The organism is Pedobacter sp. NEAU-ZC8 (assembly GCF_059278965.1).
The window spans coordinates 63,276-89,677 of the sequence record NZ_JCAJXC010000007.1; the positions used below are offsets into that span (position 1 = coordinate 63,276).

The following is a 26,402-nucleotide window of genomic DNA, read 5'->3' on the forward strand; positions in this document are numbered from 1 at the left end:
ATTTCTGAAAATGATGCTTGTAGAGCGCAAAAAGCTTCATTCTGCCTATATTCGGCGAGACATGTTAGAAGATTCAAGCCTAAAGTTCAAATTCCTGCTGCTGTTTGGCCTACTTTACAGTTGTAGCAGGCCAAATGAACTGAAAAGAATTGAAAGCACCGCTGCATCTTACATCGCAGTTGCGGGTGTTGACACTGCGTGGTTAGATCTCAACATCAAAGGGACAACTTTCAAAGGTAAATGTGCAATTAGCTTCGCTGACAAGTTTACCGACTCTGGGGAGGTCAGAGGCCTTATTCGTGGAGATACCCTGCTAGGCGACTTTCATTATCTGCATTATGGTCTGGAATGGAAGCGGGTTGCTTTTGCGCTGCTGCGGAAAGAGGATGCCTTATTCATGGCTGAGGGAGAGCAGGGGGAATATTTTAATATTCCATATTTCAAGCCGGGCGAGCTTAGGTTTGATAGCGTGAAGTTTGTGTTCCGGCCTATAACAGCTGCCAGGTAAACAAAAGCAGAAAAGAGGCTTGAATGATGGTAAGCGAGGTAAAGATCGTATGATTCTGAGCAGCTTTGTATCTGGTATAGATGATTATTGAAAAAATCGTTGCCAGGATGCTTAAGGTGTAAAAGCTGCCTGTTGAATATACCCATGGAAGGTAATTTTCAAACCTTGCGACTGCTTGCTCATGGGTTTTGGTACTCCAGAAGGCATTTAGCCACAGGATTAATGATACCAAATTGAACAGCAGTGCCGCTGATGCGACAAAAATGAAGGCCTTTTTCATTGTCCTTGGTTATGAATTTTGAAGATACTGTTTTTCAAGCTGTAATAGTGAATAGATCACTGCAAAAGCAGTACTCAATTGAAGTTATTCACTTACGAATAAGAAATTTGTTTGTTTAATAAAGAAGCTCAGCACCCCAATGATGCCGAGCTTCTTAGGCAATTTTTTGTTGTTATCTGTAACCACTATTCAACAGGTTTCCAAAGAAAATGGCATTTAAGAACAAACGGTTCGTGCCAAGCCAATAACCCCGGTATGTTGGGTCATCAGCGAACAAAACGACTTCACCATTGCCGCTCGCGGTTGCGATGATTGCTGCCGAGTTGGCGACCTTGGCAATGTTTGCTTTTGAAGAATAGCCATTGATAAAAGGTGCTGCGGTGTACTGCGCTACAGTAGCGTACTTATTACTGCTTGGAAGCAGTAGGGTTGGTCCATTCTTGTTGATGAACAGCTTTCTATCGGTGATCCCAAAGGCAACTGGATGTGTGATATCCAGGTCAGCCTGAAAAATGGCTCCGTTGATCCTTTTTGAGCCTTCTACATCCTCTTGCCTTGCGTAATCCAAGCGTTCGTTTGTTGGTGCAAGGGCTGATTTCGTATCATCTGCCTTGCTTGCCGGTACAGCGGTAGTTACTTCTCCAGGACGTCGAAACACATCCGTTTGTGCAAGCTTTTCCTTCACCAGGTCATTTGCCACTGCCCATGCGGTTGCTGTTTGGAAAGTGATTAAAGTTCCGCCAGCTTCTACCCAGGCTTTAATCTTGTCTATCGTAGCCTTGTCCCAGACACTGTAGTTTCCGGCAGGAAGTACCAGTACATTGTAGCGCCCTAATGGCGCAAGGGCGAAGTTGCTCAGGTCAAGCTTGGAAACAGGAAGGTCAAGTTGTTGGTTTAGCAGGAACCAGACCTGACCGGCTTCAGAAGCGGTTATACCTTGCCCGAAGGCAACCGCTACCTCGGGCTTCCGGGTTGCCCTGATGTTGCTGCTGCCCAGGTCAATGCCCGCGGCACTGAAGCCGGAGCTTACCGCAATAACGTCGATGTTGGCAATACGGGTAACCTCATTAACAGCTGCGAAGAGGGAGTCGCCTGAGAGTCGCTGCCCGACCACCGGGATCACCAGTGACCCGGGCAGAAAATCCGCTTTTCCTTTCGCTGTATTTGCACTGAAGCCTTTAAAAGCAGTTTTTACCAACACGTCCTTGCGTTGCAATTCATACAATGCCTTGGTGTAGTTGTAGTCTGTGGAATTGATCAGGTAGGCGTAGCCTGATTTGGTTCCGACAGTTTTGCCCCCTGTAGCAGGCACTGCGTTTACGGGCTCTCCTTTCGAAAAGGAACCTTTCAACTTCGCATACTTTAAGCCATAGGCATGGATGATGCTCCATCCGGTGTTGTCATAAAAGATGCTGTCTTTTAGTGTGTTTTCCTCAAAAATGGAATGTACCAGCAGGAAGTTTGGCTGTGCGGAAGGTACCAGATAGGCGCTGCCCTTTTCAAATGTTTTACCTTCCTGCGTTAGGTTTGCAGGCAGTTCGAAAACTTCAATCTTATGCTGCAACAGCAAGGTCAGGAATTTGTTCGTTAGTGTTTTATCTCTGGAATCGCCGAACACGAAGGCTTTGGCGGGATTCTTTTGTCCCTGGGCAAGTGCGTATTTAAAAAAGTCTTTCTGCACCTTAAATAGACCTGCTTTTTCAGCAACCGCACCCTTTATGGTCGAGAAACTGGTGCTCAGGTGATTCCGGATGGTAAAGGCAAACGACAATGGGCCATTTGCAGATTCCTGCAAGATACCGCGTGAACTGGCTTGTTCAAAGGTTGCTGCAACGGAGCCAAAGAATTTCGGGTAGGTGGAGCCATAGATCGGTGAAAGGTTATCATAATTTTCTTTCGTAAAGTACAAGGAGCCAATCTCATCAAGCGCCTGTGCATGGTACTTGGCCAGGGTAACCTGGAACTCGTACAGGAACTGCGGAATGATCGGGCTTTCGTGGCTTTTGGGTGTCGGTTCAAAATAGTAGGTGGCATTGGTGCCTTGCTCATGGAAGTCGATCTGCACATTCGGGTACCACTTGTGAAAGAAGGCAATGCGATTACGGCTTTCAACCTGCACCAGGTTCAGCCAGTCGCGGTTCAGGTCGGTAAAGTAGTGATTGGTACGTCCGTTTGGCCACCCTTCCTGGTGCTCTTTGTCCAATGGGTCACCTACGGCAGGGAAGGAATGGTATGCATTATGCCAGTTTGCCGCACGGTCCCTGCCATCAGGATTTAACGCCGGGTCGATGAAGATGACCGAAGCGGAGAGCCAGTTCTGCGTCTCTGCATCGTCACTTGCAGCAAGGTAGTAACCAGCAAGTAAGCTGGCTTCTGTGCTGGAAGTTTCGTTGCCGTGTACACCATAACCCAGGTGAATGATAACAGGAGCACTGGTCCCAAGTACCGCTTTGCTGGGGTCTATTTGATTGAGGTGTTCCTTTCTGATGTTTTCCAGATTGCTGTAGTTCGCAGGAGAGGTGATGGTAACAATGATCTGCTCGCGCTGCTCATAGGTTTTGCCAATACCTTCCACATGCACCCGGTCAGATACTTTTGCCAACTCCTTAAAGTAGGCAATAACCTGGTCGTACCTGGTGTAATAGCTTCCGATGGGATAGCCTAAAAACTGCTCCGGCGTAGGAATTTTGGGGTTCAAGCTGGTGGCTTTAGGAAAGAAGTAACTGTTCTGCGCCCAACTGCTGAAGGATACAAGTATAATAAGCAGCAGCGTCAGCTGGATGGTTTTTAGAATTCTTTTCATGGTTATGCGTTTGGTTTTGATTAGTAGCCGGGGTTTTGAGTTAGATCAGGGTCGGATTGTACGTCGGATAGGGGCAGTGGGAAGAGCCAGAAGTTACGGTCTGTCAGGCCAAGCACAGCTGCGGCTCGTTCCGTTCTGGCCAGATCAAACCAGCGGTGTGCTTCAAAGGCAAACTCAATTGCATTCTCCTCTTCAATGGCTTGCAATAAGCTGGACTGTGTATTGGCTGCTGTTACTGGCACATCTGCCCTTGCGCGAATGATGTTCAGGTCTGCAGCTGCTTCGCTGAGCTTGTTTAATTGCGCTCTGGCTTCAGCACGGATGAGGTATAGTTCTGCAATACGGATGAGGTAAGCCGGGTCGGTGCTGGTGCCTGCGGTGTTATACAGCACACCATAAACGGCATTGCCAGTACCGGCAATCAGACTTTTTCTGCTGCCCCCTACGGCCGGGTCGTTTAATTTGGTGATCAAAGCTTCGGATGGTTTTAGCGTGTACTGTCCGCCAGCAGAACTTGGATACCATAAGTTCCAAAAGGTATTGCGGTCGTTTGCTGAAAAGGCAATCTCCAGTACGGATTCTGTACTTTGAAAAGGCGCCGTAAAGAAGGTATTGTAAGGCTTCACCAAGGCGAACTTCGGATTGTTGATCACCTGGGTGGCATAATCTTCCGCCTCGGACCACTGTTTCCGGTACAGATGCAAACGGGCCCGGAGTGCAAAAACGGTACTCTTCTGCGCCCTGTTTCGGGTTGTGGCATCTTCAGTCAGCAATGCTTCTGCCTTGATCAGGTCCGCCAGTACCTGGTCATAGGTCTGATCCAGTGTACTTCGTTTAACTCCTTTTAAGGAACCAAGGTCCTTCGTTGGTTCCAACTGCAGCTGCACGCCGCCCCAGCCGCGGCCAAGGTCAAAGTAAGCCAGCGCACGGATGAAGTAGGCTTCGCCCAGGATGCGGTCTTTCTCGGCACTGCTTAGGGTAGGGTCGCTTACGGCCGGCACATAGGCGATCACGCTGTTTGCCGAATTGATCGCCCGGTAAATGCCCTGGTAGGCGGCGACCGTAATCACATTGTCGGTAGGAATGGCGTTCTGATCCAGCTGCAGGTATTGGCTCAATGTTCCATTAAACACCACATTGTCGGTGGTAATGGTGCCCAGTGTAGGATAGTTCGCGGCATAATACTCCTGCAGGCGATCATAAGCCCCAATAATGGCTGCTCTTGCTGTGTTGGCATCTGTAATGGAACTTTCTGTCGGAAGCGCATTATTCGGTGTTTCTTCCAGGAACTTCTTGCAGGAAGATATGCTGAGCAACAGTATGCTAAGCAGTAAGGTGGTTTTGATATGTTGTAGTTTCATGGCTTTGCTTTTGATGTTTTAGAAGGTTACGCTGGCACCAAGCTGGAATGTTCTTGGTTGTGGAACCGTTGCCCAGTCGTAACCGGCCGTATTCTGATTATTACTTTGGGAGCTCACTTCCGGATCCAGTCCGCCATAATTGGTGAAAGTCAACAGGTTGGTGCCCTGCGCATAAATCCGTAGTTTATTCATTCCGATCTTTCTGGAAACTGCTGAAGGGAAAGTATAACCCAGTGTCAGGGTCTTCAGCCTCAAAAAGGAACCATCTTCCAGGTAGCGGGAGCTCAGGCTCGCCACATTACCGCCATAGTTGTTTGCTGCACCACCGTTTTCGGTTGGATTTCCTGAATAGGTGGTTAGGCGTGGGATATCGGTCACGTCACCAGGCTGCTGCCAGCGATCTAGCTGTCTTGGCAGAAAGCCAATGTTGGCCTGCGTGCCACCATGCACCATGAAGAAATCATTCATGTTCATGATCTTGTTGCCTTTCTGGAAGTAAAAGAAGAAGCTGAAATCAAGGCCTTTGAAGGTGATGTTGTTCGTTAAGCCGCCGGTATAATCGGGTAAAGCATTGCCTACAATCTGGCGGTCGGCCGAGGTAATGATGCCATCGTTATTTACGTCCTCATATACGGCATTGCCCGTTTGTGGATCTACGTACAGTTGTTTGTAGAGCTGGAACGAGTTTACGGCATAACCTTGTTTCAGGATGGAAATGTTCCTGCCTGAAGCACCCAGGCTGATGTCTGATGCCAGCTTTTCAATTTTATTCTTATTAAAGGAGACATTGAAATTGGTGGTCCAGCTAAAGTTTTCTGTCTGGATGTTTGTTGAATTGAGGCCAAGCTCATAGCCCTTATTCCGTACCGCGCCATAGTTTTGCAGGTAAGAGGCGAACCCAGAACGGTAGGGTACAGGTACATTTAAAAGCAGATCATAGGTGTATTTATTGTAGTAGTCGGCTACAATGCCGAGCCGGTTTTTGAATACGCTAAATTCAGCGCCCAGATTAAACTGGCGGGTGGTTTCCCAGGTGAGATCGGGGTTGGCAAGTTGTGTTGGGGCAATGCCGGGTTGTTCGAGGTAGTTGGCGCCGGAGGACCATAAGCCTTGGGCGGCGTAAGCACCAATACCATTCTGATTACCGGACAAGCCTAGACTTGCACGAATCTTAAAGTCGTCGAAGAAGTTCAGGTTTTTGATAAAGTCTTCCTGACCGATCAGCCATGCCACCCCTCCCGAAGGGAAATAACCCCAGCGTTTGTTTGCGCCGAACTTGGAGGATCCGTCTGCGCGGATACTTCCATCCAATATGTATTTGTTCTTGAAGGTATAACTCACTTTACTGAAAAAGGAAAGCAGCTTTGAGGAGGTACGGAAGGAAGAACCGGATCTGGTAGCGGCTACGGCAACGGAGCGTAAGCTGTTGGCGGCAAAACCTGTTCCCGTGGCACTGGTGCCCTCATTGAGCACGGTGTTGATGGTGTTTCCAATAAGTGCATTCAGGTTATGCTGCTTGTTTTCGCCGAAGGTTTTGATGTAGGTTAGCACCTGCTCATTGGTCAATACCAGGTTCTTGTTTTCGGCGGAAGAAGCGGAACCTTTGGTCGCAATACCCGCACTGATCAATGTATTAGCATAGCTGTTATCGTATTCACTCGTATTGTCAATGCTCCAGCTGCTGCGGAGTTTAAGTTCTGGCAAAAAGCTGTACTCGCCATAAATGTTGCCGATGGTTCTCCAGCCTACGGCTTTGTTGTCGAGATTTTCGATCAGTGCAATGTGGTTGTCGAAACTACCGTAGCGGGCAAAGGTGCCATCTTCATTGTAAATCGGCAGATAGGAACGTGGAAACAGTGCCGAGTTGATCACCCCGGTCGGATTGTTATCACTGCCGCTAAGGTTCCTTTCCGAGCGGGTGAAGTTTAAGCTGGTCCCTACTTTAAGTTTATCGCTCAGAAAATTATCATAGTTCAGTCTACCGGCATACCGGGTGTAATCCGAAGGCTTTACAATGGACTCCTGGTTCAGGTAGCCCAGGCTGATGTAGTACGTGCTTTTGTCTGTTCCCCCTTGGGTGGAAAGTTCGTAATTCCTGGTTTTCGCCGTACGAAACAGACCTTCGATGCGGTCATAGGTTGGTAGTGATGCAGGGTCGGGGAAAGGTAGTGTGATGGTGCCGGGATCGATGCCATTGTCGGTGGCCGTGTTAATCCTCGACTCGTTGGTTAAGCGTGCAACATCGGGGCCATTTGCAACTTCAAATTTGTCTACTGCGGTAGACCAGCCCTGTATGGTGTTGAAGTTGATCCGGGCGTTGGTATTGCGTTTACCTCTTTTTGTCGTTACGATGATTACGCCATTGGCACCCAGGGAGCCGTAAATCGCCGTAGCATTCGCATCCTTCAGAATCTGGATGTCCTCGATATCCGAGGGATTGAGATCTGCAATGGGGTTTGATGCCTGCTGATTACCTAATCCGGCGGAAATCGGATCTGCATTGCTGACAAACACGCCATCGATGATGTACAAAGGGTCTACGGAAGCATTGATGGAGTTGTTCCCACGAACGCGGAAGGTGATGCCGCCGCCGGGTACGCCCGAATTGGAGCTTACCTGAACGCCAGTTGTTTTTCCCTGGAGCAGTTGGTTGAAGCCCCCAGCGGGTTGATCCTGTACCACTTTACCGCTGACGCTGGAGATGGAACCAGCGATGTACTTTCGCTGTTGCGTGCTGTAACCAGTAACGACGATATCGTTCAGCTGAACCTGGTTTTCTTCCAGGAGGATGGTTACCGGCGTACCGTCTACAACAGTTTCTTTCTGGAGGTATCCGGTATAGCTGACTTGCAGGGTGTAAGGGAAAGCCTGGCCGGTGGAAAAAGTGAACTTGCCATCCTGATCCGCAGATACGGCATGGGTAGTACCCTTGATCTTGAGCACGGCACCTGCAAGAGGTTGTTTGGTTTTGGCATCAAGGACGATCCCCTGGAGCCTGGATTTGATGGTGGCTGGGTTTACCTGCGCAGTACCCAACTGTACCCAAAGGGCAAGTAGGGTTACGCAGAAACCTTTTGGAAACAAAGATTTCATGGTTGTTTAGGTTGATTTTTAAGGCAATAGAATTCCTGCTGTGCTTTGCAGCGCAGTTAATCGGCAGGAAGAAATGTTGTTGTTGGAGGCCAGGCTTGGCCGCTTATCGGAAGATTAACACATGCACATACACATTCGGAAAAAGGCATTGGTAGCACAAACTTGTGGTTCGAAAGAAATGGCTAACAACTGGACTTTTTTCGCAAGGATCATATCCTTTTCTGTGGCATGTGTTGAATACATAATAAAGTCTACTAAATCACTAGGCAAATATAGTTTTAAAATTCACGATTCCAAATATTATTTTTTAAAAGCCCTGATGTGTTAGTTTGTAAAAATAATATTTGGCAACAAAGGGCTTTTCGGCCATTCGAAAGACCTGGATAGCTAAGAAATCGAATCACAGGTTAGCGTTTTGGTAAGACGAATCTCTGTTTTTGACGATCGCTTTTGCTTAATCAAGCATATAAATTGTTTTTAAACCGTTTTGCCAGCAATCCCGTCGCTGCCTGGAGATCAATGTCTGCTACGATCACACCTGTACGACCATAAACTTCATGTGCAATGCAGGTTCCCTCAGGCGCTATGATAGCGCTGCCGGATTCGGGGTATTTAGAAGCATAGTTCGAGCTGGCGAAGTAGATGGTATTCTCCAAGGCGCGCATCATCATTGCCTTCTCGTAGTAAGGATTGTCTTTGTGCCCCCATTCTGTCAAGCTTGGCCCTTGCGTATCGCTCCCCGCGAAATGCGGATGAAAGACCATCTGGGCACCTTGCTGCGCCGCCCAGCGTACCGACTCCGGGTACCGGAAGCCTTCATGGCAGATCGTTATGCCGAACTTTAGTCCGTTTACTTCGAAGAGGTTTCGTTCGGTTCCGGGAATCCAGATGTTGTCTTCTGAGGGGTCCAGCTGGTTTTTAGTTTGATAGCCGAGGACCTCCCCAGTTGCGGAAACCACATGGGCAAGGTTATATAAGCCAGCTGGAAGATGCCAGTCCATGGGAACGACAATCGCAATATGATTGGCTGCCGCAATCCTGCATACTTCCCGTAACGCCGATTGGAGACTTTCTGCAGTTCGATCTTCCTGCGTGTATGGCATGCCAGGGTAACCTGGAAGATACGATTCTGGAAAACAGATGATCTCAGCCTGCTGCGCTGCAGCATCTTCAACCAGCTGTTGCAGCCAGTATAAACCATCCTGTAAACCTTTAATGATTGGGGGAGAAGCGACTGCGATTTTCATAAACCTGGCTTTTTCTGTTAATGTTCGAATAAAGTTAACAGATTTTCAAGGAAGATCTATCTATAGGAACGTCGTTGCCGCGCTGTTTAAATTAGTGGTTTAGCAAGACAACGAAATTGAGAACTTATGATGTTTTGTTTTATCTTGATCGTCAAGAAAGTACGATCATGACTGACGAAATAATTAAGAATTTCCCAGGCCAATTTGCGGCTATCGACCAAGCCACGAATGATGCAGGTTTTACCATGCCTTCTGAGGCTAAGACGGGGGCGCTCTTGAGCATGCTCGCAGGCACTAAACCTTCAGGAGCAATGCTGGAGCTTGGCACCGGTACCGGACTTTCCGCCGCCTGGATTCTAAATGGTATGGATGATAAATCCACACTAACATCAATTGATAATGATCCTACCTTCCTGAATATTGCCAGGCAATATCTGGTTGATTCAAGATTAAGCTTGGTTCAGCAAGATGCAGGTGAGTGGATAGCGGAAAACAGAAAATTGAAGTTCGATTTTATATTTGCTGATACCTGGCACGGGAAATATTTGATGCTGGCAGAAGTACTTGACATGCTTAAGCCTGGCGGACTGTATATTATAGACGATATGCTGCCACAGGCAAATTGGCCGGACGGACACCATGAAAAGGCACTGGAGCTTGTCGAAGTACTGGAGTCCAGAGCCGACTTGAACATGGTTAAGCTGGCTTGGGCAACCGGTATCATTATCTCCAGTAAGAAAGTATAAAAACATACCTCCCAAGCTGCAGCTAGAAGATCAGGTATTTCCGTTGCAGGAAATCATATTTGCATTTGCGATTGATGAGCTTTAATCGTAATATTACAATGTAATACAAAAATACGCATGGGACTTACAAAAACGGAGATATTCACTGCCGAACAGAATCAGCTGGCACAGCTGTTAAAAGCAATGGCACACCCCGCGCGGATTGCAATTTTGCAGCGAATTATGGCATCGAATACCTGTATTTGCGGTGATCTGGTGGATGAACTCGGATTGGCGCAGGCTACAATTTCTCAGCATTTAAAAGAATTGAAGAACGCAGGAATCATCCAGGGCACAATTGAAGGGGTGAGTGTGTGTTATTGCATCAATCCGGAAACCTGGAAATTGATGGAAACACAAATTGGAGGCTTTTTGAAGTCGTATAAAGGACCGGTAAGCTGCTGTTAAAATTTTTTGTCAGCATCTATCGTAAAATTACAATGGATAATCATTTCTGATTGAAGCATCAAGAATGATCTTATCGACATTTATTAAGTATAACCTTAAAATAGATTTACTATGAAACTATCAGAAATCAAACAGCATTTGGCAAACGCAGAAAGTGTGAATTTCAGACTGGAAGACGGTACTATGGTACCAGAGCATTTCCACGTTACGGAAGTGGGTATAATTACTAAAGATTTCATCGACTGCGGTGGTGTTGTAAGACACGAGAAGGTGGCCAACTTTCAGCTTTGGGATGCAGACGACTATGAACACCGGCTAAAAGCGGGCAAACTTCTTGGGATCATCGCATTATCGGAAAAGGTACTTGGTATGGAAGATCTGGAGATTGAGGTGGAGTACCAGTCGCAAACCATTGGAAAATATGACCTCGGTTTTGACGGAAAAGACTTCCTGCTTGTTGCGAAGAAAACTGCTTGTCTCGCAAAAGAGCAGTGTGGCGTTCCGGAAGTGAAACCTAAACTGCAGATGCAGAATCTTGCAGCTTCTGGTTCCGTATGTACCCCAGGTGGCGGCTGTTGCTAAAAGTTGCTTATTTCCAGTGCATTGCCACAAGGTCTGCAACATTCCAAACCCAGGCGCCGACCTGGGAAGAATGGGATCGAGGACATTGCCCTGCACGAAAAGCTTGGTTTCAGAAAGTTGGTTATCGGGAGAAAATTGGTAAACTGGATGGTGTCTGGCGCGACACGATTTTGATGGAACGGCGAAGTAAACTTGTAGGCACAACATAAAAGATTAAAAATAATGAAGAAAATATTAGTGTTATGTACTGGCAACAGCTGCAGAAGTCAGCTAGCCGAAGGATATCTCCGGCATTTTGCAGGTGGAAAAGCTGAAGTTTACAGTGCCGGCGTTGAAACACATGGTGTTAATCCCAAAGCCGTGGAAACAATGAAAGCTGATGGCATAGATATCTCAAAACATACTTCAAATCATATTAACGAATACCAGGATATGAACTTTGACTACGTGATCACAGTCTGTGACCATGCCCGGGAGGTATGTCCCTTCTTTCCTTCTGGTGCAGAAAAGTTTCATTATAACTTTCCCGATCCTGCAAAAGCGACTGGCACTGCCGAGGAGATCATGGAACAATTCCAGACCGTCCGCGATATGATCAAACAATATTCAAAAGCGTTTATCGAAAAGCATATCTAAATTATGTCTGCAAATAATTGTGCACCAGCTGCGGAAAGAAAAAGGTTGGGCTTTTTAGATCGTTACCTTACCTTATGGATCTTCCTTGCCATGGCAATCGGTATAAGTATTGGCTACTTCCTGCCATCCTCCTCCAGCTTCATCAATGCTTTCTCCAGTGGCACCACGAATATTCCGCTTGCGATCGGTTTAATTTTGATGATGTATCCACCGTTGGCAAAAGTGAAGTACGAGAAGATGGGCGAGGTATTCAAAGATACCAAAGTACTTAGCGTTTCGCTGCTGCTGAACTGGGTTGTTGGTCCAATCCTCATGTTCTTCCTGGCGGTCGTTTTTTTAAAGGAATACCCTGAATATATGGTCGGGTTGATTTTGATTGGATTAGCGCGTTGTATCGCGATGGTGGTGGTGTGGAATGAACTTGCAGAAGGTAACCGGGAATACGCTGCAGGTTTGATCGCCTTAAACAGCATCTTCCAGGTGTTCTTGTACAGTGTTTTTGCTTACCTGTTCATTACCGTTTTGCCGCCGTATTTTGGAGTCGAAGGTCTCGAAGTGAATGTTACCATTGCTGAAATCGCAAAAAGCGTGGGAATTTACCTGGGAATACCTTTTGCCTTGGGTATCATCAGTCGTTACGGCTTGATCGCGTGGAAGGGGGAGGCATGGTTTCAGAACAGGTTCGTGCCTTTGATATCGCCCATTACCCTGATTGCCTTGTTATTTACCATTCTGATCATGTTTAGCCTAAAGGGTGAGCTGATTGTTCAGATCCCACTGGATGTGCTGCGAATTGCCATTCCACTGGTTATTTATTTCTCGCTCATGTTTGTTTTAAGCTTTTTCGCAGGGCGCTATTTTGGTGCAGATTACTCCAGGAGCACATCTATCGCGTTTACAGCTACTGGAAATAACTTTGAGCTGGCAATTGCAGTGGCCATCGGGGTATTCGGGATCAACTCGGGGCAGGCCTTTGCCGGCGTGATCGGGCCACTTGTTGAAGTGCCCGCCTTGATTGCGCTGGTGAACCTGGCATTTTATTTTAGAAAGCGCTATTACCGGGCTGAGCTTAAAAACTAATAAAGCAGTAATAAACCTTCAAACAAGCCCGAATGCAGGTATTCTTAGAATTATTTTAACTTTGAGATTATGACAAAAGAACAAATACAGGATTTAAGGGACAGAGTAGCGTCGCTGAGGAGGCATCTTTGACGTCGAAAACCGACTAGAAGATATTTATATCGCGCAGCAGCTCACGCTGGCGCCAGATTTTTGGGATGATCCTAAGAAGGCTGAGAAGCATCTTGCTTCATTGAATAGTATGAAAGTGTGGACGGACGCCTGGCAGCAGGTGAATGCCATGCTTGAAGATACCGAAGTGCTTTTCGAGTTTATGCTTGCTGGTGATGCCAGTGCAGAAGAAATGCAGGAACAGTACGAGAAATGCCTTGCAGCGATCGAGGACCTGGAGCTGAAAAATATGCTCAGCAGTAAGGAAGATCAGCTGCATGCGGTAATGCAGATTACGGCAGGCGCAGGAGGTACCGAAAGTTGCGACTGGGCCGCCATGCTGATGCGTATGTACATCATGTGGGGGGAGAAGAATGGTTATAAGGTCACCGAGCAGGATTCCCAGGAAGGGGAGGTGGCAGGCATCAAGTCTGTAACCCTTCAGTTTGCCGGCGAATTCTCCTATGGTTATCTCAAGGGTGAAAACGGTGTGCACCGCTTAGTGCGGATCTCTCCATTTGATTCCAATGCCCGTAGGCATACTTCTTTTGCCTCGGTGTACGTGTATCCGCTCGTGGATGATTCCATTGAGATTGATGTTAAAGATTCGGATGTAGAGTTTGAAACTTTTCGCTCCGGTGGTGCTGGTGGACAGAACGTGAACAAGGTGGAAACGGCGGTTCGTTTGTACCACAAACCTTCGGGTATCGTGATCAAAAACCAGGAATCCCGTTCACAGCTGCAGAATAAGGAAAATGCAATGCGCTTACTGAAATCCCAGCTTTATGAAGCGGAAATGCGGAAACGTATGGAAGCGACTGCGTTGATCGAGGGATCCAAGAAGAAAATTGAATGGGGATCGCAGATCCGCAACTATGTGCTGCACCCTTATAAACTGGTGAAGGACCTTCGTACCAATTACGAGACTTCAAATGCACAAGGTGTATTGGATGGGGATCTTAATGAATTTCTAAAGGCATATCTGATGGAATTTTAAACTGAAATATATTGTAAGATAGCCTCATGCAGAAGCACAAAACTATTTTACAATATTAATGCTTGATTACATGGGTGTCTCGTACACTGCTAAAGGTCAATGCTAAAAGCTTCCAATCACTATTTTCCTTTTTGTAGACCTCAGTAACGGTGAATTCATTTAAAGCGTCGTTGCCACGAACATTAGCCGTTAAGGTAATCCTGTTCCAGACAATCGCAGTGTTACTGTCTATTACCTCCACAGCAACATCATGAACATCAGCCTTCTTGTACCAGATGCTCCCTGATTTAATAATATTGAGTTCCTCGTCTTTTTTCCAGGTTCCACTCATATGTACAAACTTGGATTTATCGTGAAACAATGCAGCAAGTTTCTCGACGTTTTTGTCGGCCATCCACTGCCACTTGCTTTTTGATAGTTCCTTAATCTGCTGCTCCGTATTGTTGGTAGAGCTTTGCGCGAAAGAACCGTGTACATTCATGAAGAATAGAAAGAGGACTAGAATTGATGTTTTCATACGAATATTGATTTGAATATGGGTTTAGAAGTTAGCAAGATATACACTGTCAGGTACGGCTTCCAGCCAAACTGTAGGACCTTTTTCTCGACCTGTAACGGCAAGCTGAACAAATGCGCTATCTGCACTTGCACCGTGCCAATGGGCCAAGTTAGGCGGGCATTTAACCACATCGCCCTTGCGTAAGATCATTTTTGACTTTCCCTTTTCCTGGTAATAGCCAATCCCAGCGGTAGCCAATATAATCTGACCAGCCGGGTGCGTATGCCATTTGCTTCTTGCACCGGGAGCGAATGTGACATTTCCTACTGCCGTTTCATTTAAGCTGTCTGCATCCACAAGCGATTTCACCCAGACCTCACCTACAAAATTATCATTCGTATTTTTATCACCTTTAGGGAAAATAGGTGCTGCTGTGTCTGCCAATTTTTGATCTTGGGTACAAGCCATGATGGTGGCGGCTACAATTGGTAGAAAGTATTTGATCTTATATCTCATTAGTTTGACATTAAAGGTTGATTTTATAGAAATTAGTGAGTTTGCTTACTGCCTGAGTTACATATTCGGGTTTCCAGTAGGTTTGAATGTGAGTTGCTCCATTAATAACAAAAAATTCCTTGTTTTTGGCATTGATTGCTTTGTTAAAAGCTGTATCTGTCATATACTTTGTATCCGCATTGCTGCCTGCAATCATGAGCAACGGTTGATTGATCAATTCCATGTTGCTGGTGGCATCCCAGGTCATCAGATCAAGCATACTACTCATGGTGTATAAAAAGGTTGAATTCGGGTGCGCATGGCTGCGATAGTAGTATTCATATCCCTCACGATAAAGATCAGTTGAGGTTTTTGCGATTTCTTCATCTGTGATACTTGCAACGCCAGCATATTGAATTTTGCCACCTGCAGCTTCCTGATTGCGAGCATCGGTTGCTTTTTGTAGACGTTCCTGAATAGTAGCTACCTGAGTATGCTGAAATCCATTTCGCCTTACCTCGCCAGAATTAAACATGCTTAAAGTAGCGACCGCTTTTAATCGTTTGTCACCCTGTGCGGCTTTCAAAGTGTACCCACCACCACCACAAATTCCTAGAACGCCTAATTTGCTGGGTTCAACACCCGGAAACCGACTGATGTAGTCAGCCATACCATGTATATCTTCGACCCGATTTGCCGGTTTGTCCGTATGACGTGGTTCTCCGCCACTCCCACCCTGGTAAGCCGCATCGGCAGCTATAGTTACATAGCCAGCTTCAGCTAAACGTTGAGCGTACAGGCCTGCAGTCTGCTCTTTAATCCCGCCATTCGGGTGTGCGATGATAATGGCTGAATGTTTACCTTCAGCCGTATAGTTTGCAGGAGTGTAGACGTTGGCAACGATTTCGATTCCGTTAAGCTTGTACTTAACCGGGTGAATATTCACCTTTCCATTTTCGTTTTTAGTAATTGCTCCTTCATATACCAATGTATAAGGATTCTGTTTATGTCGTTGTTGAGACTTGACAGGAATTGATGTCCAGTTTACAATGAATAATGCCATTGCTAGGATCGTGCCTATTCTTTTCATTCAGATATCAGTTTTTGTTTTTGTTTTTCAGGACTTCGTTTAACTCGTTTTTCGCAGCCAGCGTCTTTTCTTTACCAATAATGGGCTTGACGACCTCTATAAATTGTTGTAATTGGCTAGCTGTTAGACCAAGATTAAGGCATATATTTAAGTGGGAGCGTAGCATCGGTTCAGCAGCCCCGATACTGCTGATCACAGATATCGTCACCAGTTCACGGTCTTTATAGCTGAGCACATCCCGTTCAAAAATGTCTGCAAACAGATGTTCTTTAAGGAAGACCTCCATGGTTGGTGCAAAAGCTGCATAGCCCTTTTTAGGTCCGCTTTCTTTTACACCGGTTAGCTTTTCTAATATCGCTTTACCGCGATCAAACTTGTTTCCTTCGGGCGTAATTGCTGATGCTTCAGCACCCGGGACATCATTGATGCCCTTGGATTTACGTTCGTCTAAAACTGTCATTAAGGTTTGCAAGCCACGAATGCTTCGTGGAAACCCACAATAAGCATAACTATGCAATATGGCTTCTTTGATTTCGTTTACCGTCAGTCCGCCGTCCAACCCGGTATTTAAATTTTCTTTCAAGGCCGTTAGGTCGCCTTTAGCAGTTTGCGCAGAAATGGCGATCAGGCTTTGCTGTTTTGCAGTCAGCGAATTTTCTTTTTGCGGAGCCTGGGCCTTGACTTTCGAAAAGAGCGAAATGGTAAGTACCAGAATTATGCAGATTGCCTGCATGTTAAACCTTTTCATATGCTTGAACTATTTTTTAATTCCAATTTTTTTCAGCCAGTTTCGCACCTGTAAGTTTGCCTGTTTTTCCTTCTCGCCTTTCATCACAAAAAGAATCCCGTCACGCTCTATTCCCCCCTTGATGGAGAAACCCTCCAGGATTTTGCTGTCTGGTGCCAGCGCTTCTACGGTTTGAAAAGTGCTCCCGATGCCATAGCCTCCATTGGTGTTGAATGGGATAATCGTTTTTCCTTTTAGATTGTAGCTGCTCAGAAAAGTTTTTATCGGGGGCGGTAATTGCATGCCCCAAGTCGGAAAGCCTACAAAGATGATGTCGTACTGTGTAATATCGTCGATTTTAGTCTTGAGTGCCGGTAAGTAGCCCGTACTGTTTTCTTTTGCTACTTGGTCCACAATTGCCCTGTAGTTCTTCGGATATGGCTTTTCTAATTCTAAAGACACCAACTTTCCGCCAATCTGCTTTTGAATCATCTCTGCAATTGCCTTGGTGTTGTTTGTCCTTGATAGATAAACAATCAGCACTGAAGGCTGTGCCTTTAAACAACCACAGCCTATACACATGATGGTTATCAACAGTGTGCTGAATTTGACTAATGTTTTCATAATCTCCTCGTTAATCACAAATATCATGTGAATTGAGGCGTTTACTGTAGATAGATTACGGAGATGGTAACCAATGTTACTGATCAAGGCCTTTTTCTTCTAACCAGCCCGACAGCAAATCAGCGATCTGGACATTATTCAGATCTGAAAATGGAAAGTGGGTGTTACCATTGATTCCAGCCTCAGGCAAGTGCTCTACTTTTGCATCACCTCCATGTTGAATGATGGTTGCCGCCCAGATTTTTGCCATTTCAAGTCCTGACCGCCAGTGATCTTTGTTCCATACTGTGGTTGGTTCTTTTGCAATGTTATCGCCGTAGTAAATGACAATGGGCAATTTCGTCAACTTCATAAAATCAGACAAGGGGATTTCAGTGCCATTCAGGGCTCCAAACAATCCACTTGATTTTATGGGTTTGGGGAGTTCACCTTTAGGGAAGACAAAGCCACTGTAGGGCTCATAGGCGACAATAGCTTTTACCTTGTCGTTTTTAATTGCTGTGCTCCAGCCCGGACCGCCTCCCTGGGAATGTGTTACTAAAATACCCCCTCCAATTTTTTCAAGCAGGTTCGAGATCGCATCCGAAATCACATTGGCATCGAACGGACCGGTATTTGGGGTCATTTGCCTGTAGAACTGTTCTAATGCCGCAGTGTCTTCAGGAAATTGCACGCCGGGGAAATATTCCGGGTAGTTACCTATTCTAAATTGGGTAAACCAAAATTGTTCATCTGCAACCGGCGCCAGGTTTGCTGCAATCATACTCCGTCCTGCAGCACCACGTCGTGGTTGATCAAGCAGGTAAACGCCAAAACCTTTTCTTAGAAAAATATTCTGGAAACCATCGCGACCATCCGGTGTAGTTTCCCAGGTTTTCCTGGACTGTCCGGCGCCATGTAAAAAGATCATTGGATACTTTTTTGGACGAACCGGTATTTGGTAAAAGACATAAGCATGATCACCATGATAGGTTTGTCCAGCAGGTTTAAGGGCATCATTCAGGTTGAACTTTCCAGGTTCTTTTTTCTGAGTTCCACCAATAGCAAAGCTGCCCTGCGTCTTGATTATCAAGGCACTTTCTTCAGCATGGGGTTTGAAAACCTTGCATGCTGAAGAAAGTGATAAAACGATGCTTAGCGCTAAAATAGCTTTTCTTCTTTCCATAATTTTCTTCATCAGTCATAGCGTTATTTGCCAATCATCTTTTGATTTTGCTGCGAATATCGATGGCCTTGTATTTCAATCTGAGATACGGCGGCTTCAATTTCATTTAGATCCTGTGTCGATAGTTGAACATGGGCAGCAGCGATATTTTCTTCCAGGCGATGTAATTTAGTGGTTCCTGGTATGGGAACAATATATGGTTTTCGCGCCAACAGCCAGGCAAGCGCTATCTGGGCATTCGTCGCCTCGTGCTTTTCAGCGATTGTATTTAGCAGGTCCACCAGCACCTGGTTAGCTTTCCGGTTCTCTTCCGCAAATCGTGGTACCGTATTTCGAAAATCATGCTCGTGGAATTTGGTGTTTTCATCGATTTTGCCGGTGAGAAAGCCCTTACCAAGCGGGCTGAATGGCACAAAGCCGATTTCAAGTTCTTCTAGAAGAGGTAATATTTCCCTTTCAGGTTCACGCCACCAAAGCGAGTATTCACTTTGCAAAGCCGTAACCGGTTGTACAGCATGTGCTTTTCGGATGGACTGAACGCCTGCCTCGGAAAGTCCAAAATGCTGTACCTTGCCTTCCTGGATTAGATCTTTAACCGTCCCAGCGACATCTTCTATTGGCACATTGGGATCCACCCGGTGTTGGTAGAACAGGTCAATGCGATCAGTTCGCAACCTTTTAAGTGAAGCTTCAGCAACTGCCCTGATGGTTTGCGGGCGGCTGTCAAGTCCTTCACTGGTCTTTGCGTTTTTGAAGCCAAACTTGGTCGCTATTATGACCTCATTGCGAAATGGGTAAAGTGCCTCGCCCAGCAACTCCTCATTAGTATAAGGGCCATAAACCTCGGCTGTATCGAAGAAAGTGACGCCGCGCTCAAAGGCTGTTCTAATTAAATCGATAGCTGTTTTTTTATCTGCTGCCGGTCCGTACCCGAAACTCATGCCCATGCAGCCCAGTCCAAGTGCGGATACTTCCAGCCCAGTTTTACCTAATATTCTTTTTTCCATTTTTTTGTTTCTAAATGTTTATTGATCCAGTTTTCTTTCGCCCAACCACTTTACCATTGCAGGATCGCGGTGGTCAAAAAAGCTGCTGGTATTGGTATCTAAGGCTTTAATGGTTTCCATTTCCTCGTTACTGAGCTGGAAATCAAAGATGTTAAAGTTCTCTTCCATTCTTTCTTTTCGAACAGATTTGGGAATGGCAACCACGCCGCGCTGGGTGAGCCAGCGGAGCACCACCTGAGCAATCGTTTTATGATGCTTGGCTGCGATAGCTCCAAGTACTTCATTATGGAAGATGTTATTCTTACCTTCCGCGAACGGTCCCCAGGATTCTATTTGAACATTATGTTCTTGCAAGAACTGCTGGGCAGAAATCTGTTGATGAAAGGGATGGGTTTCAATCTGGTTAACTGCAGGTACGACCTCGTTGTGCAGCATCAGGTCGATCAGCCGATCCGGATGGAAATTACTTACGCCTATAGCTCTGATCTTTCCTGCTTTATATAAATCTTCCATTGCCCGCCATTCTCCATAAACATCACCAAAAGGCTGATGGATCAGGTAAAGATCCATATAGTCAAGCTGCAGCTTCTTCAGAGCGTTTTCAAAGGCTTTCATGGTCCCATTATATCCGTCAGCTTGTATCCAAAGTTTAGTGGTGATAAAGAGTTCCGATCTTGGCACCCCACTTTGCTTTATTGCCCTTCCCACCGCCACTTCATTTGTATAGGAAGCAGCCGTATCAATAAGGCGGTATCCGCTTCCAATAGCCTGCAATACACTGCGCTCACACTCCGCGAGATCTGTGACCTGGAAGACTCCAAAACCCAAAATGGGCATCTCAATGCCGTTGTTTAATTTAACTGATTCCATTCCTCATCCGGTTTAATTAATTACCTTCTACAAATATCCCCTTGGTAATGAGCGGGAATGGTATATAAATTCCTGCTTTTACTACCATTTTTACTGATCGCAATTCTGCTCTAGTAACAACCTCGTTGAATTTTCTATGTTTGTATAGACAGACAAATCAGTCATGGAAAAAGAATATAACTTTAAGACAATCAGTGAATATAATAGCTTTAACAACCATGAAACACTGCACCCACTGGTGAGTGTTATTGACTTTTCAAAGGCTAATAAAAGAACTGGTTCTAAGATGAACTTCGATCTCTATTGTATCTTCTTAAAGGATGTAAAATGTGGTGACTTAAAGTATGGTCGTCACAATTACGACTATCAGGAAGGCACATTGGTTTTTGTTTCACCTGGACAAACGATAGATGTTGAGAATAAAGTAGACGTATACCAGCCTATGGGCCATGGTCTGGTATTCCATCCAGATCTGATCCGGGGAACTTCACTGACGAAAGCGCTTGGCGATTACCATTTCTTCAGTTACCACACCAATGAGGCTTTGCACCTTTCCTCTAAGGAGCGGCAGTTGATACTAGATTTATTCCAGAAAGTTAAAAGCGAACTTGAGCAGTCGATAGATAAACACAGTAAAAAGCTAGTTGCTTCTACAGTTGAGTTGTTGCTTAACTACTGCGATCGATTTTATGATCGTCAGTTTATTACAAGAGAAACAGCCAACAAAGGTGTTCTTGAAAATTTTGAGGAATTGTTAAACGGATACTTTAAATCAGAAAAACCTTATTCCATTGGACTGCCGTCTGTAGCGTATTGTGCAGAGCAGCTTCATTTTTCAGCCAACTATTTTGGAGACCTTATTAAAAAGGAAACGGGAAAAACCGCGCAGGAATTTATACAGGAAAAAATTATTGATGTTGCCAAGGATAAGATTTTTGAACGTGACCGCTCGGTAAGTGAGATTGCTTATGAACTTGGGTTTAGATATCCGCAGCATTTCATCCGGCTTTTTAAAAAACGAGTAGGGCACACACCGAATGAATACCGGATTCTCAATTAACAAGCAACCTTCATTAACCAATATAATCTTATGAAAAATGTTTTTTTTACACTGTTGATTCTCATTGGCGGTGTTTATACCTCTAGCGCACAGGCGCCTGCGGGCAATCAAGCCGCTCCAACCAGGACGGAACAAGTACTGCTGGATCTTTCAAAAAAGAAATGGCAATGGATGGCTGACAAGAATGTGGATTCGCTAGGTTTATTGTTCCATTCCAAGGCCATGTTTGTACATATGGGTGGCAGCTGGGGAACCGAAAGAGAGCTGGATGTCATTAAGTCAGGAAATATTCATTACAAAAAAGCTGAGCTCTATACTGCTTCGGTTAAGATGATTGGTAATACCGCGATCCTTTTGAACGACATAGATCTGATCGCCGTCGTGGGTGGCAATGAGGTCATCAATCCTTTCATGGTTACAGAGGTGTACATTCAGGAAAATGGAAAATGGAAAATGGAAAATGGGTTCGCTCACGTTTTCGAGGCTCGCCAGACCGGTTAAGCTGCAAGCGGGTAAGTAGGCTGCAAGTGCAAACATGGGATATTATGTATATTGAACAACAATAATAAAAGTATGATTGCAAAACAACTTAACAAACGCAAGCATAAAGGCACATTAAGGTCAATTCTGGTCATGGCCGTGCTATTGCTAATCGTGGGCTTTATGGCCTTTGGATCAGCAATTGGGAACAAAAAACAGGTTCTGCAAGGCAAGCCTGTGGTGGTAAAAGACAGTGTTGCTTCAGTTAAGGCCTTTGAAAAGGTCTATGCTGTACTGATGAGTCCACGTTGCATGAATTGCCATCCTGCGGGTGACGTACCGTTGCAGGGTGATGACAGTCACCTTCATGCGATGCTGCCGAAAAGGGGGGCTGATGGGAAAGGTGTGTATGCGATGAAGTGCATGAACTGTCATCAGCCAACCAACACGCCTGGCCTGCATACGCCTCCTGGAAATCCGGATTGGCATTTACCACCGGCAGATATGAAAATGGTTTTTGAAGGCAGATCACCTTATGAGCTTGCTAAACAGTTGGTCGATCCCGAGCAGAATGGGCATAAGGACATTAAAAAACTCATTGAGCATGCTGATGACGACCTGGTACTGGCGGGCTGGAACATGGGCGAGGGCCGTACTCTTCCGCCCTTGAGCCACGCTGAATTTAAGAAGGCCTGGACCACCTGGCTAAGCACTGGTGCATTTGCGCCGCAGGAGAAATAATCATTTAAAGCATCGTTAAGACATTCTAAATGGAAAACCTTAAAACAAATAATAGCAGGCGTACATTTTTGAAAACGTCACTCTTAGCAGGCGGCGGGCTATTGATCCATTTCAGCGGCCTTGCCAAATTCGCACTTCCACATCATGAAGCCGGGCAAGTTGCGGAACAATGGACTGAAATCAACGGTTACGTTAAGATCAGTCCTAAGAACGTAGTCACGATCCTCTGTCCAAATCCAGAGTTCGGACAAAATGTGATGACTTCACTCCCCATGATTGTAGCTGAAGAGCTGGACCTGGACTGGAAGAAAGTAGTTGTGGAGATGGGCCCGCATGACAATGTCAAATTGGGTCCGCAGTTTACTGGCGGCAGTAATTCCATGCGGATGTACTGGAAGCCGCTTAGGGAAGCGGGGGCAGCAGCACGTCAAATGCTCATGCTTGCTGCGGCAGAAGCCTGGAAAGTACCAGTAGAAGAAGTTACGACAAAGAGCGGAATGCTTTATCATGATAAGAGCGGTAAGCAAGCTACCTACGGAGATTTCGCAGCCAAAGCTTCTGAAATTCCGGCTCCTAAGGGTGTTAAGCTAAAAGAGGTAAAAGATTTTAATGTTGTCAGGAAGTCTCAGAAAAATGTAGAAGGAACAAAACTCATCAGCGGTAAGCCGCTTTTTGGCTTAGATTATCAGCATGAAGGTATGCTGATTGCCATGATACATCATCCGCCAGCATTTGGCCTGACGCATAAATCCTATGATGCGACAGCTGCACTTAAAATGCCGGGCATAAAAGATGTATTTACCATAAAGGTATACGAAGAGGGTTTTGAACAGGGTGGCTTCGATGTGCGAACCTTTAATGACCTGATCGTAGTTGTGGGTAAAACCACCTGGGAGGTTATGAACGCCCGTAAAAAACTGGTCGTTGAATGGATGCCTGTCGGAGATGTTAAAAATACCATGGCAGGCCGGGACGGGAAAAGAGAGGTTATTGTTCCAGGAGAACTTGAGCATACAACGACGCAGCTGCAGAAAATGCGGGAATATGCAAAGCGGCCCGCTAGGCAGTTGAGAAGAGACGGTGATCCGGAAACAGCATTTAAGAATGCAGCAGAGATCATCGAGCGGACTTATGATGCACCGTTCCTGGCGCACAATTGTATGGAGCCCATGAATTTCTTCGCCCATGTGACGGAGGACAAGGCACTGCTCGTAGGTCCTTTACAAGCGCCGGGATGGACCGAACCTACACTGGCCAAAGTTTTAAATCTTCCTCCCGAGAAAATCGAGATCCAGATGACCAGAATGGGGGGAGGGTTTGGCCGCAGGGCCTATGGACACTACCTAGTGGAAGCTGCGCTGATCTCCAGAAAAGCAAAAGCGCCGGTAAAGTTAATTTACAGCCGTGAGGATGATACTACATATGGTATTTACCGGCCGATGTATACTGCTACTTACCGGGCCGCCTTAGACGCCAATAAGAATCTAATCGCTTTCCATGTCAAAGGTGGTGGGATTCCTGAACATGCCATTCACGCTAACCGCTTCCCTGCTGGTGCGGTCGACAATTACCTTGCAGAAAGCTGGGAAATACCGTCCAACATTACCATAGGTGCATTCCGGGCGCCAAGATCTAATTTCAACGCGGCGGCTGAACAATGCTTTCTGGATGAGCTTGCAGAGGCAATGGGTAAGGATCCGATCGATTTAAGGTTGGAGCTGTTAAAAAGAGCAAAAGAAAATCCGGTAGGCAAGAACAATGAATATGATGCAGACCGGTATGCCGGGGTGCTGAAGTTGGTACGGGAGAAATCCGGATGGGATAATCGAGCTGATAAACCATATAGTCGTGGGGTTGCCGCTTACTTTTGTCATAATTCCTATGCGGCACACGTCGTGGATCTGGTGTTAAAGGATGGCCATCCCTATGTGGAGCGGGTTTTCAGCGCGGTGGACTGTGGCATTGTAATTAATCCGGATGCGGCGATAAACATGGTTCAAGGTGCAGTGGTAGATGGCATTGGTAACAGCCTTTATGGTGGATTGACACATAAGGAAGGTGTGGTTCAGGAACAAAACTTTCACAGTTACCGCCTGATCAGAATGCATGAGGTGCCGAAATCAATTGATGTTTCCTTTGTGCAAAATGATATAGATCCTACTGGGCTTGGTGAACCACCTTTTCCTCCGGTGTTTGGAGCCGTAGCGAATGCACTTTATAAGGCGTCCGGCAAACGCCACTATCAGCAGCCCTTTGGTTTATCTAAAATCAACGTTTAGTTCAGCAATTTTCAACTGTCATTTCAACCATGATCACTTTAAATATCAATAAAAAAACTTACAAGTTAGCCCTGGATCCAAATACCCCTTTGTTATGGGTATTGCGGGATCACCTTGGTCTTGTTGGCACAAAATACGGATGTGGGGTTGCCCAATGTGGCGCCTGCGTGGTGCATCTGGATGGTGAGGCTGTTCGCTCATGCGTTACAAAAGCCAGCCGCGCTGAGGGCAAGAAAGTCGTAACGATAGAAGGTTTATCAGAAGCCAACGACCACCCACTGCAGAAGGCCTGGCTGGAATTGGATGTCTCACAATGCGGGTACTGTCAGGCTGGACAGATCATGTCGGCCGCGGTGCTGCTTAGGGAAAACAAGAACCCCTCAGAACAAGACATCAACGATGCTATGGCCGGGAACATTTGTCGTTGCGGAACTTATCTGCGCATTAGAGAAGCTATTCAGTTAGCTGCTAAAGCGAGCAGCTCCAAATAATACCAGCTTATTTGATGTTACTATCTGACCAGGGCATTAGATGATGAAAATTACAGGTCTGTATTGTTTAAGATGTTCTGTAGTTCCTTCAACTCGGCAACTTTCTCTGTAGCGCCCAGATTCTCATAAGAGGAGATCAGGTTCCTGATGATTCTTCTGATAATTTCCACGTTGCTGCAAGGTGCATAAAAACCCGGCAGGGGCTCGAGCTGAAGCTGGCGAAGGAATTGGTCAACATCATGTTTTCCAAATATTGCACCTTTATTGAAAGCATTGATGTAGAACAATACGCCAAAATCATGCTCCTCACGTTTGCTTTCATCCAGATACCCTAGAATAAAATGCTGCGGCAGATTTACACCATATATAGGTATGTCCAGTTTCTGGGCAAGTGTGGAGTAAATCAGTGCCAGTGAGATCTGGTTACCTTTCTTACTCTCCAGCACCTGGTTCAGGTAGGAATTTTGTGGATCAGTATGATTCGTGGTGTTTCCGCGGAAACCATATACATTATAGAATATGTGGTTGATGAGTTTAACCTTTTCAATAGAACTCATTTCATATTGGAGGTTCAGCCAGATCTCCCTTTTAATTTCCTCGATCTGATTGATTATTTTCTGTTCATCCAGATCCGGAAACTGGTAGCGGTTTACAATGAGCGCACCTTTAAGCAGGTCGAAGGCGCCGCTCTGGTACCAGAGATTTAGATCTTCTCTAACGGTATTGAACTGGATTTGATGCACCACATTTTCAATGCGCTGCTGCAGGGTGGCATCCGGTGCGGTTTCCCAGACATTCTCCAGGTACTCGATCACTTCATTTCCATGTTCTACCAAGCGTTTTTCTACATGTTCAAATATTTCAGGATCGGGATCGTCAAGCAGTTTCACTAAGGCGTAAATTTCTGTACTGTTATTCATAGTATGCTATTTGAATTGTTTGCC

26 protein-coding genes are annotated in these 26,402 nt (G+C 45.8%); 12 read left to right on the forward strand and 14 right to left on the reverse strand.

Annotation, left to right across the window (positions count from 1 at the left end; genetic code table 11):
* Positions 1 to 61 precede the first annotated feature (61 nt).
* Positions 62 to 508 (forward strand): hypothetical protein, encoded by a 447-nt coding sequence (locus tag AC5WJX_RS07430; RefSeq protein ID WP_494484018.1) that lies wholly within the window; start codon positions 62 to 64, stop codon positions 506 to 508.
* Here AC5WJX_RS07430 and AC5WJX_RS07435 read toward each other — a convergent pair.
* The 5 genes from AC5WJX_RS07435 to AC5WJX_RS07455 form a co-directional block, all read right to left on the reverse strand.
* Positions 489 to 788, reverse strand: a complete 300-nt coding sequence (locus tag AC5WJX_RS07435; protein WP_440428335.1) for a hypothetical protein — start codon at positions 786 to 788, stop codon at positions 489 to 491. The genes AC5WJX_RS07430 and AC5WJX_RS07435 overlap by 20 nt on opposite strands.
* A 172-nt stretch (positions 789 to 960) precedes the next feature.
* The gene (locus tag AC5WJX_RS07440; protein WP_494484019.1) at positions 961 to 3,591 is read right to left on the reverse strand and encodes a M14 family metallopeptidase; all 2,631 of its coding nucleotides are present in this window, start codon (positions 3,589 to 3,591) and stop codon (positions 961 to 963) included.
* Between the two features lie 20 nt (positions 3,592 to 3,611).
* A complete protein-coding gene (locus AC5WJX_RS07445) occupies positions 3,612 to 4,952 on the reverse strand; it encodes a RagB/SusD family nutrient uptake outer membrane protein (RefSeq protein WP_494484020.1) in 1,341 nt (446 codons plus the stop codon).
* Between the two features lie 18 nt (positions 4,953 to 4,970).
* Positions 4,971 to 8,045: a SusC/RagA family TonB-linked outer membrane protein gene (locus tag AC5WJX_RS07450; protein WP_494484021.1), complete on the reverse strand. Its 3,075-nt coding sequence runs from the start codon at positions 8,043 to 8,045 to the stop codon at positions 4,971 to 4,973.
* Positions 8,046 to 8,503: 458 nt separating this feature from the next.
* On the reverse strand, positions 8,504 to 9,292 hold the full coding sequence (locus AC5WJX_RS07455) for a carbon-nitrogen hydrolase family protein (protein ID WP_494484022.1): 789 nt from the start codon (positions 9,290 to 9,292) through the stop codon (positions 8,504 to 8,506).
* 167 nt (positions 9,293 to 9,459) lie between these two features.
* On the opposite strand from AC5WJX_RS07455, the gene AC5WJX_RS07460 reads away from it, so the two are divergent.
* The 6 genes from AC5WJX_RS07460 to prfB all read left to right on the forward strand — a co-directional run bounded on the left by AC5WJX_RS07460 (position 9,460) and on the right by prfB (position 13,930).
* The gene (locus tag AC5WJX_RS07460; protein WP_494484023.1) at positions 9,460 to 10,038 is read left to right on the forward strand and encodes an O-methyltransferase; all 579 of its coding nucleotides are present in this window, start codon (positions 9,460 to 9,462) and stop codon (positions 10,036 to 10,038) included.
* Positions 10,039 to 10,155: 117 nt separating this feature from the next.
* Complete coding sequence (locus AC5WJX_RS07465; RefSeq protein ID WP_440428329.1) at positions 10,156 to 10,485, forward strand: ArsR/SmtB family transcription factor; 330 nt, start codon at positions 10,156 to 10,158, stop codon at positions 10,483 to 10,485.
* A gap of 111 nt (positions 10,486 to 10,596) precedes the next feature.
* Positions 10,597 to 11,067 carry a DUF6428 family protein gene (locus tag AC5WJX_RS07470; RefSeq protein WP_494484024.1) on the forward strand — a complete coding sequence of 157 codons (471 nt, stop codon included), beginning with the start codon at positions 10,597 to 10,599 and terminating at the stop codon, positions 11,065 to 11,067.
* A 222-nt stretch (positions 11,068 to 11,289) separates the two neighbouring features.
* Complete coding sequence (locus AC5WJX_RS07475; protein WP_494484025.1) at positions 11,290 to 11,703, forward strand: arsenate reductase ArsC; 414 nt, start codon at positions 11,290 to 11,292, stop codon at positions 11,701 to 11,703.
* Positions 11,704 to 11,706: 3 nt separating this feature from the next.
* On the forward strand, positions 11,707 to 12,783 hold the full coding sequence (gene arsB / locus AC5WJX_RS07480; protein ID WP_494484026.1) for an ACR3 family arsenite efflux transporter: 1,077 nt from the start codon (positions 11,707 to 11,709) through the stop codon (positions 12,781 to 12,783).
* Between the two features lie 69 nt (positions 12,784 to 12,852).
* Positions 12,853 to 13,930, forward strand: a protein-coding gene (gene prfB / locus AC5WJX_RS07485) for a peptide chain release factor 2 (RefSeq protein ID WP_440428325.1) whose coding sequence is annotated in 2 segments (ribosomal slippage) — positions 12,853 to 12,912 and positions 12,914 to 13,930 — 1,077 coding nt in all. Because the reading frame shifts where the segments join, the coding sequence is not laid out codon by codon here.
* Between the two features lie 55 nt (positions 13,931 to 13,985).
* On the opposite strand, the gene AC5WJX_RS07490 is transcribed toward prfB, so the two are convergent.
* The 8 genes from AC5WJX_RS07490 to AC5WJX_RS07525 all read right to left on the reverse strand — a co-directional run bounded on the left by AC5WJX_RS07490 (position 13,986) and on the right by AC5WJX_RS07525 (position 20,407).
* A complete protein-coding gene (locus AC5WJX_RS07490) occupies positions 13,986 to 14,447 on the reverse strand; it encodes a nuclear transport factor 2 family protein (protein WP_494484027.1) in 462 nt (153 codons plus the stop codon).
* 24 nt (positions 14,448 to 14,471) lie between these two features.
* Entirely contained in the window at positions 14,472 to 14,945 is a 474-nt protein-coding gene (locus AC5WJX_RS07495) for a cupin domain-containing protein (protein ID WP_494484028.1), read from the reverse strand.
* Between the two features lie 10 nt (positions 14,946 to 14,955).
* Positions 14,956 to 16,014 (reverse strand): alpha/beta hydrolase, encoded by a 1,059-nt coding sequence (locus AC5WJX_RS07500; protein ID WP_494484029.1) that lies wholly within the window; start codon positions 16,012 to 16,014, stop codon positions 14,956 to 14,958.
* 7 nt (positions 16,015 to 16,021) lie between these two features.
* Positions 16,022 to 16,762: a carboxymuconolactone decarboxylase family protein gene (locus AC5WJX_RS07505; RefSeq protein WP_494484030.1), complete on the reverse strand. Its 741-nt coding sequence runs from the start codon at positions 16,760 to 16,762 to the stop codon at positions 16,022 to 16,024.
* Between the two features lie 9 nt (positions 16,763 to 16,771).
* Complete coding sequence (locus AC5WJX_RS07510) at positions 16,772 to 17,365, reverse strand: flavodoxin (RefSeq protein ID WP_494484031.1); 594 nt, start codon at positions 17,363 to 17,365, stop codon at positions 16,772 to 16,774.
* 76 nt (positions 17,366 to 17,441) lie between these two features.
* On the reverse strand, positions 17,442 to 18,530 hold the full coding sequence (locus tag AC5WJX_RS07515) for an alpha/beta hydrolase (RefSeq protein WP_494484032.1): 1,089 nt from the start codon (positions 18,528 to 18,530) through the stop codon (positions 17,442 to 17,444).
* Positions 18,531 to 18,553: 23 nt separating this feature from the next.
* A complete protein-coding gene (locus AC5WJX_RS07520; protein WP_494484033.1) occupies positions 18,554 to 19,537 on the reverse strand; it encodes an aldo/keto reductase in 984 nt (327 codons plus the stop codon).
* A gap of 18 nt (positions 19,538 to 19,555) precedes the next feature.
* Positions 19,556 to 20,407 (reverse strand): aldo/keto reductase, encoded by an 852-nt coding sequence (locus tag AC5WJX_RS07525; RefSeq protein ID WP_440428317.1) that lies wholly within the window; start codon positions 20,405 to 20,407, stop codon positions 19,556 to 19,558.
* A gap of 163 nt (positions 20,408 to 20,570) precedes the next feature.
* Here AC5WJX_RS07525 and AC5WJX_RS07530 point away from each other — a divergent pair, with 163 nt between their 5' ends.
* The 5 genes from AC5WJX_RS07530 (at position 20,571) to AC5WJX_RS07550 (ending at position 25,458) form a co-directional block, all read left to right on the forward strand.
* Positions 20,571 to 21,467: a helix-turn-helix domain-containing protein gene (locus AC5WJX_RS07530; RefSeq protein ID WP_494484034.1), complete on the forward strand. Its 897-nt coding sequence runs from the start codon at positions 20,571 to 20,573 to the stop codon at positions 21,465 to 21,467.
* Between the two features lie 30 nt (positions 21,468 to 21,497).
* Positions 21,498 to 21,968: a nuclear transport factor 2 family protein gene (locus tag AC5WJX_RS07535; protein WP_494484035.1), complete on the forward strand. Its 471-nt coding sequence runs from the start codon at positions 21,498 to 21,500 to the stop codon at positions 21,966 to 21,968.
* A 72-nt stretch (positions 21,969 to 22,040) separates the two neighbouring features.
* Positions 22,041 to 22,688 carry a hypothetical protein gene (locus AC5WJX_RS07540; protein WP_494484036.1) on the forward strand — a complete coding sequence of 216 codons (648 nt, stop codon included), beginning with the start codon at positions 22,041 to 22,043 and terminating at the stop codon, positions 22,686 to 22,688.
* A gap of 29 nt (positions 22,689 to 22,717) precedes the next feature.
* A complete protein-coding gene (locus AC5WJX_RS07545) occupies positions 22,718 to 24,967 on the forward strand; it encodes a xanthine dehydrogenase family protein molybdopterin-binding subunit (protein WP_494484037.1) in 2,250 nt (749 codons plus the stop codon).
* A 29-nt stretch (positions 24,968 to 24,996) separates the two neighbouring features.
* Entirely contained in the window at positions 24,997 to 25,458 is a 462-nt protein-coding gene (locus tag AC5WJX_RS07550; RefSeq protein WP_440428311.1) for a (2Fe-2S)-binding protein, read from the forward strand.
* A 50-nt stretch (positions 25,459 to 25,508) separates the two neighbouring features.
* Here AC5WJX_RS07550 and AC5WJX_RS07555 read toward each other — a convergent pair whose 3' ends face one another.
* Positions 25,509 to 26,378 carry a transglutaminase-like domain-containing protein gene (locus AC5WJX_RS07555; protein WP_440428310.1) on the reverse strand — a complete coding sequence of 290 codons (870 nt, stop codon included), beginning with the start codon at positions 26,376 to 26,378 and terminating at the stop codon, positions 25,509 to 25,511.
* Between the last annotated feature and the right edge of the window lie 24 nt (positions 26,379 to 26,402).

What these genes read in the sequence shown, in the direction of transcription:
- AC5WJX_RS07430 (WP_494484018.1), top strand. Translation starts at nt 62, where the DNA reads ATGTTAGAAGATTCAAGCCTAAAGTTCAAATTCCTGCTGCTGTTTGGC.
- AC5WJX_RS07435 (WP_440428335.1), bottom strand. Translation starts at nt 788, where the DNA reads ATGAAAAAGGCCTTCATTTTTGTCGCATCAGCGGCACTGCTGTTCAAT.
- AC5WJX_RS07440 (WP_494484019.1), bottom strand. Translation starts at nt 3,591, where the DNA reads ATGAAAAGAATTCTAAAAACCATCCAGCTGACGCTGCTGCTTATTATA.
- AC5WJX_RS07445 (WP_494484020.1), bottom strand. Translation starts at nt 4,952, where the DNA reads ATGAAACTACAACATATCAAAACCACCTTACTGCTTAGCATACTGTTG.
- AC5WJX_RS07450 (WP_494484021.1), bottom strand. Translation starts at nt 8,045, where the DNA reads ATGAAATCTTTGTTTCCAAAAGGTTTCTGCGTAACCCTACTTGCCCTT.
- AC5WJX_RS07455 (WP_494484022.1), bottom strand. Translation starts at nt 9,292, where the DNA reads ATGAAAATCGCAGTCGCTTCTCCCCCAATCATTAAAGGTTTACAGGAT.
- AC5WJX_RS07460 (WP_494484023.1), top strand. Translation starts at nt 9,460, where the DNA reads ATGACTGACGAAATAATTAAGAATTTCCCAGGCCAATTTGCGGCTATC.
- AC5WJX_RS07465 (WP_440428329.1), top strand. Translation starts at nt 10,156, where the DNA reads ATGGGACTTACAAAAACGGAGATATTCACTGCCGAACAGAATCAGCTG.
- AC5WJX_RS07470 (WP_494484024.1), top strand. Translation starts at nt 10,597, where the DNA reads ATGAAACTATCAGAAATCAAACAGCATTTGGCAAACGCAGAAAGTGTG.
- AC5WJX_RS07475 (WP_494484025.1), top strand. Translation starts at nt 11,290, where the DNA reads ATGAAGAAAATATTAGTGTTATGTACTGGCAACAGCTGCAGAAGTCAG.
- arsB (WP_494484026.1), top strand. Translation starts at nt 11,707, where the DNA reads ATGTCTGCAAATAATTGTGCACCAGCTGCGGAAAGAAAAAGGTTGGGC.
- AC5WJX_RS07490 (WP_494484027.1), bottom strand. Translation starts at nt 14,447, where the DNA reads ATGAAAACATCAATTCTAGTCCTCTTTCTATTCTTCATGAATGTACAC.
- AC5WJX_RS07495 (WP_494484028.1), bottom strand. Translation starts at nt 14,945, where the DNA reads ATGAGATATAAGATCAAATACTTTCTACCAATTGTAGCCGCCACCATC.
- AC5WJX_RS07500 (WP_494484029.1), bottom strand. Translation starts at nt 16,014, where the DNA reads ATGAAAAGAATAGGCACGATCCTAGCAATGGCATTATTCATTGTAAAC.
- AC5WJX_RS07505 (WP_494484030.1), bottom strand. Translation starts at nt 16,762, where the DNA reads ATGAAAAGGTTTAACATGCAGGCAATCTGCATAATTCTGGTACTTACC.
- AC5WJX_RS07510 (WP_494484031.1), bottom strand. Translation starts at nt 17,365, where the DNA reads ATGAAAACATTAGTCAAATTCAGCACACTGTTGATAACCATCATGTGT.
- AC5WJX_RS07515 (WP_494484032.1), bottom strand. Translation starts at nt 18,530, where the DNA reads ATGGAAAGAAGAAAAGCTATTTTAGCGCTAAGCATCGTTTTATCACTT.
- AC5WJX_RS07520 (WP_494484033.1), bottom strand. Translation starts at nt 19,537, where the DNA reads ATGGAAAAAAGAATATTAGGTAAAACTGGGCTGGAAGTATCCGCACTT.
- AC5WJX_RS07525 (WP_440428317.1), bottom strand. Translation starts at nt 20,407, where the DNA reads ATGGAATCAGTTAAATTAAACAACGGCATTGAGATGCCCATTTTGGGT.
- AC5WJX_RS07530 (WP_494484034.1), top strand. Translation starts at nt 20,571, where the DNA reads ATGGAAAAAGAATATAACTTTAAGACAATCAGTGAATATAATAGCTTT.
- AC5WJX_RS07535 (WP_494484035.1), top strand. Translation starts at nt 21,498, where the DNA reads ATGAAAAATGTTTTTTTTACACTGTTGATTCTCATTGGCGGTGTTTAT.
- AC5WJX_RS07540 (WP_494484036.1), top strand. Translation starts at nt 22,041, where the DNA reads ATGATTGCAAAACAACTTAACAAACGCAAGCATAAAGGCACATTAAGG.
- AC5WJX_RS07545 (WP_494484037.1), top strand. Translation starts at nt 22,718, where the DNA reads ATGGAAAACCTTAAAACAAATAATAGCAGGCGTACATTTTTGAAAACG.
- AC5WJX_RS07550 (WP_440428311.1), top strand. Translation starts at nt 24,997, where the DNA reads ATGATCACTTTAAATATCAATAAAAAAACTTACAAGTTAGCCCTGGAT.
- AC5WJX_RS07555 (WP_440428310.1), bottom strand. Translation starts at nt 26,378, where the DNA reads ATGAATAACAGTACAGAAATTTACGCCTTAGTGAAACTGCTTGACGAT.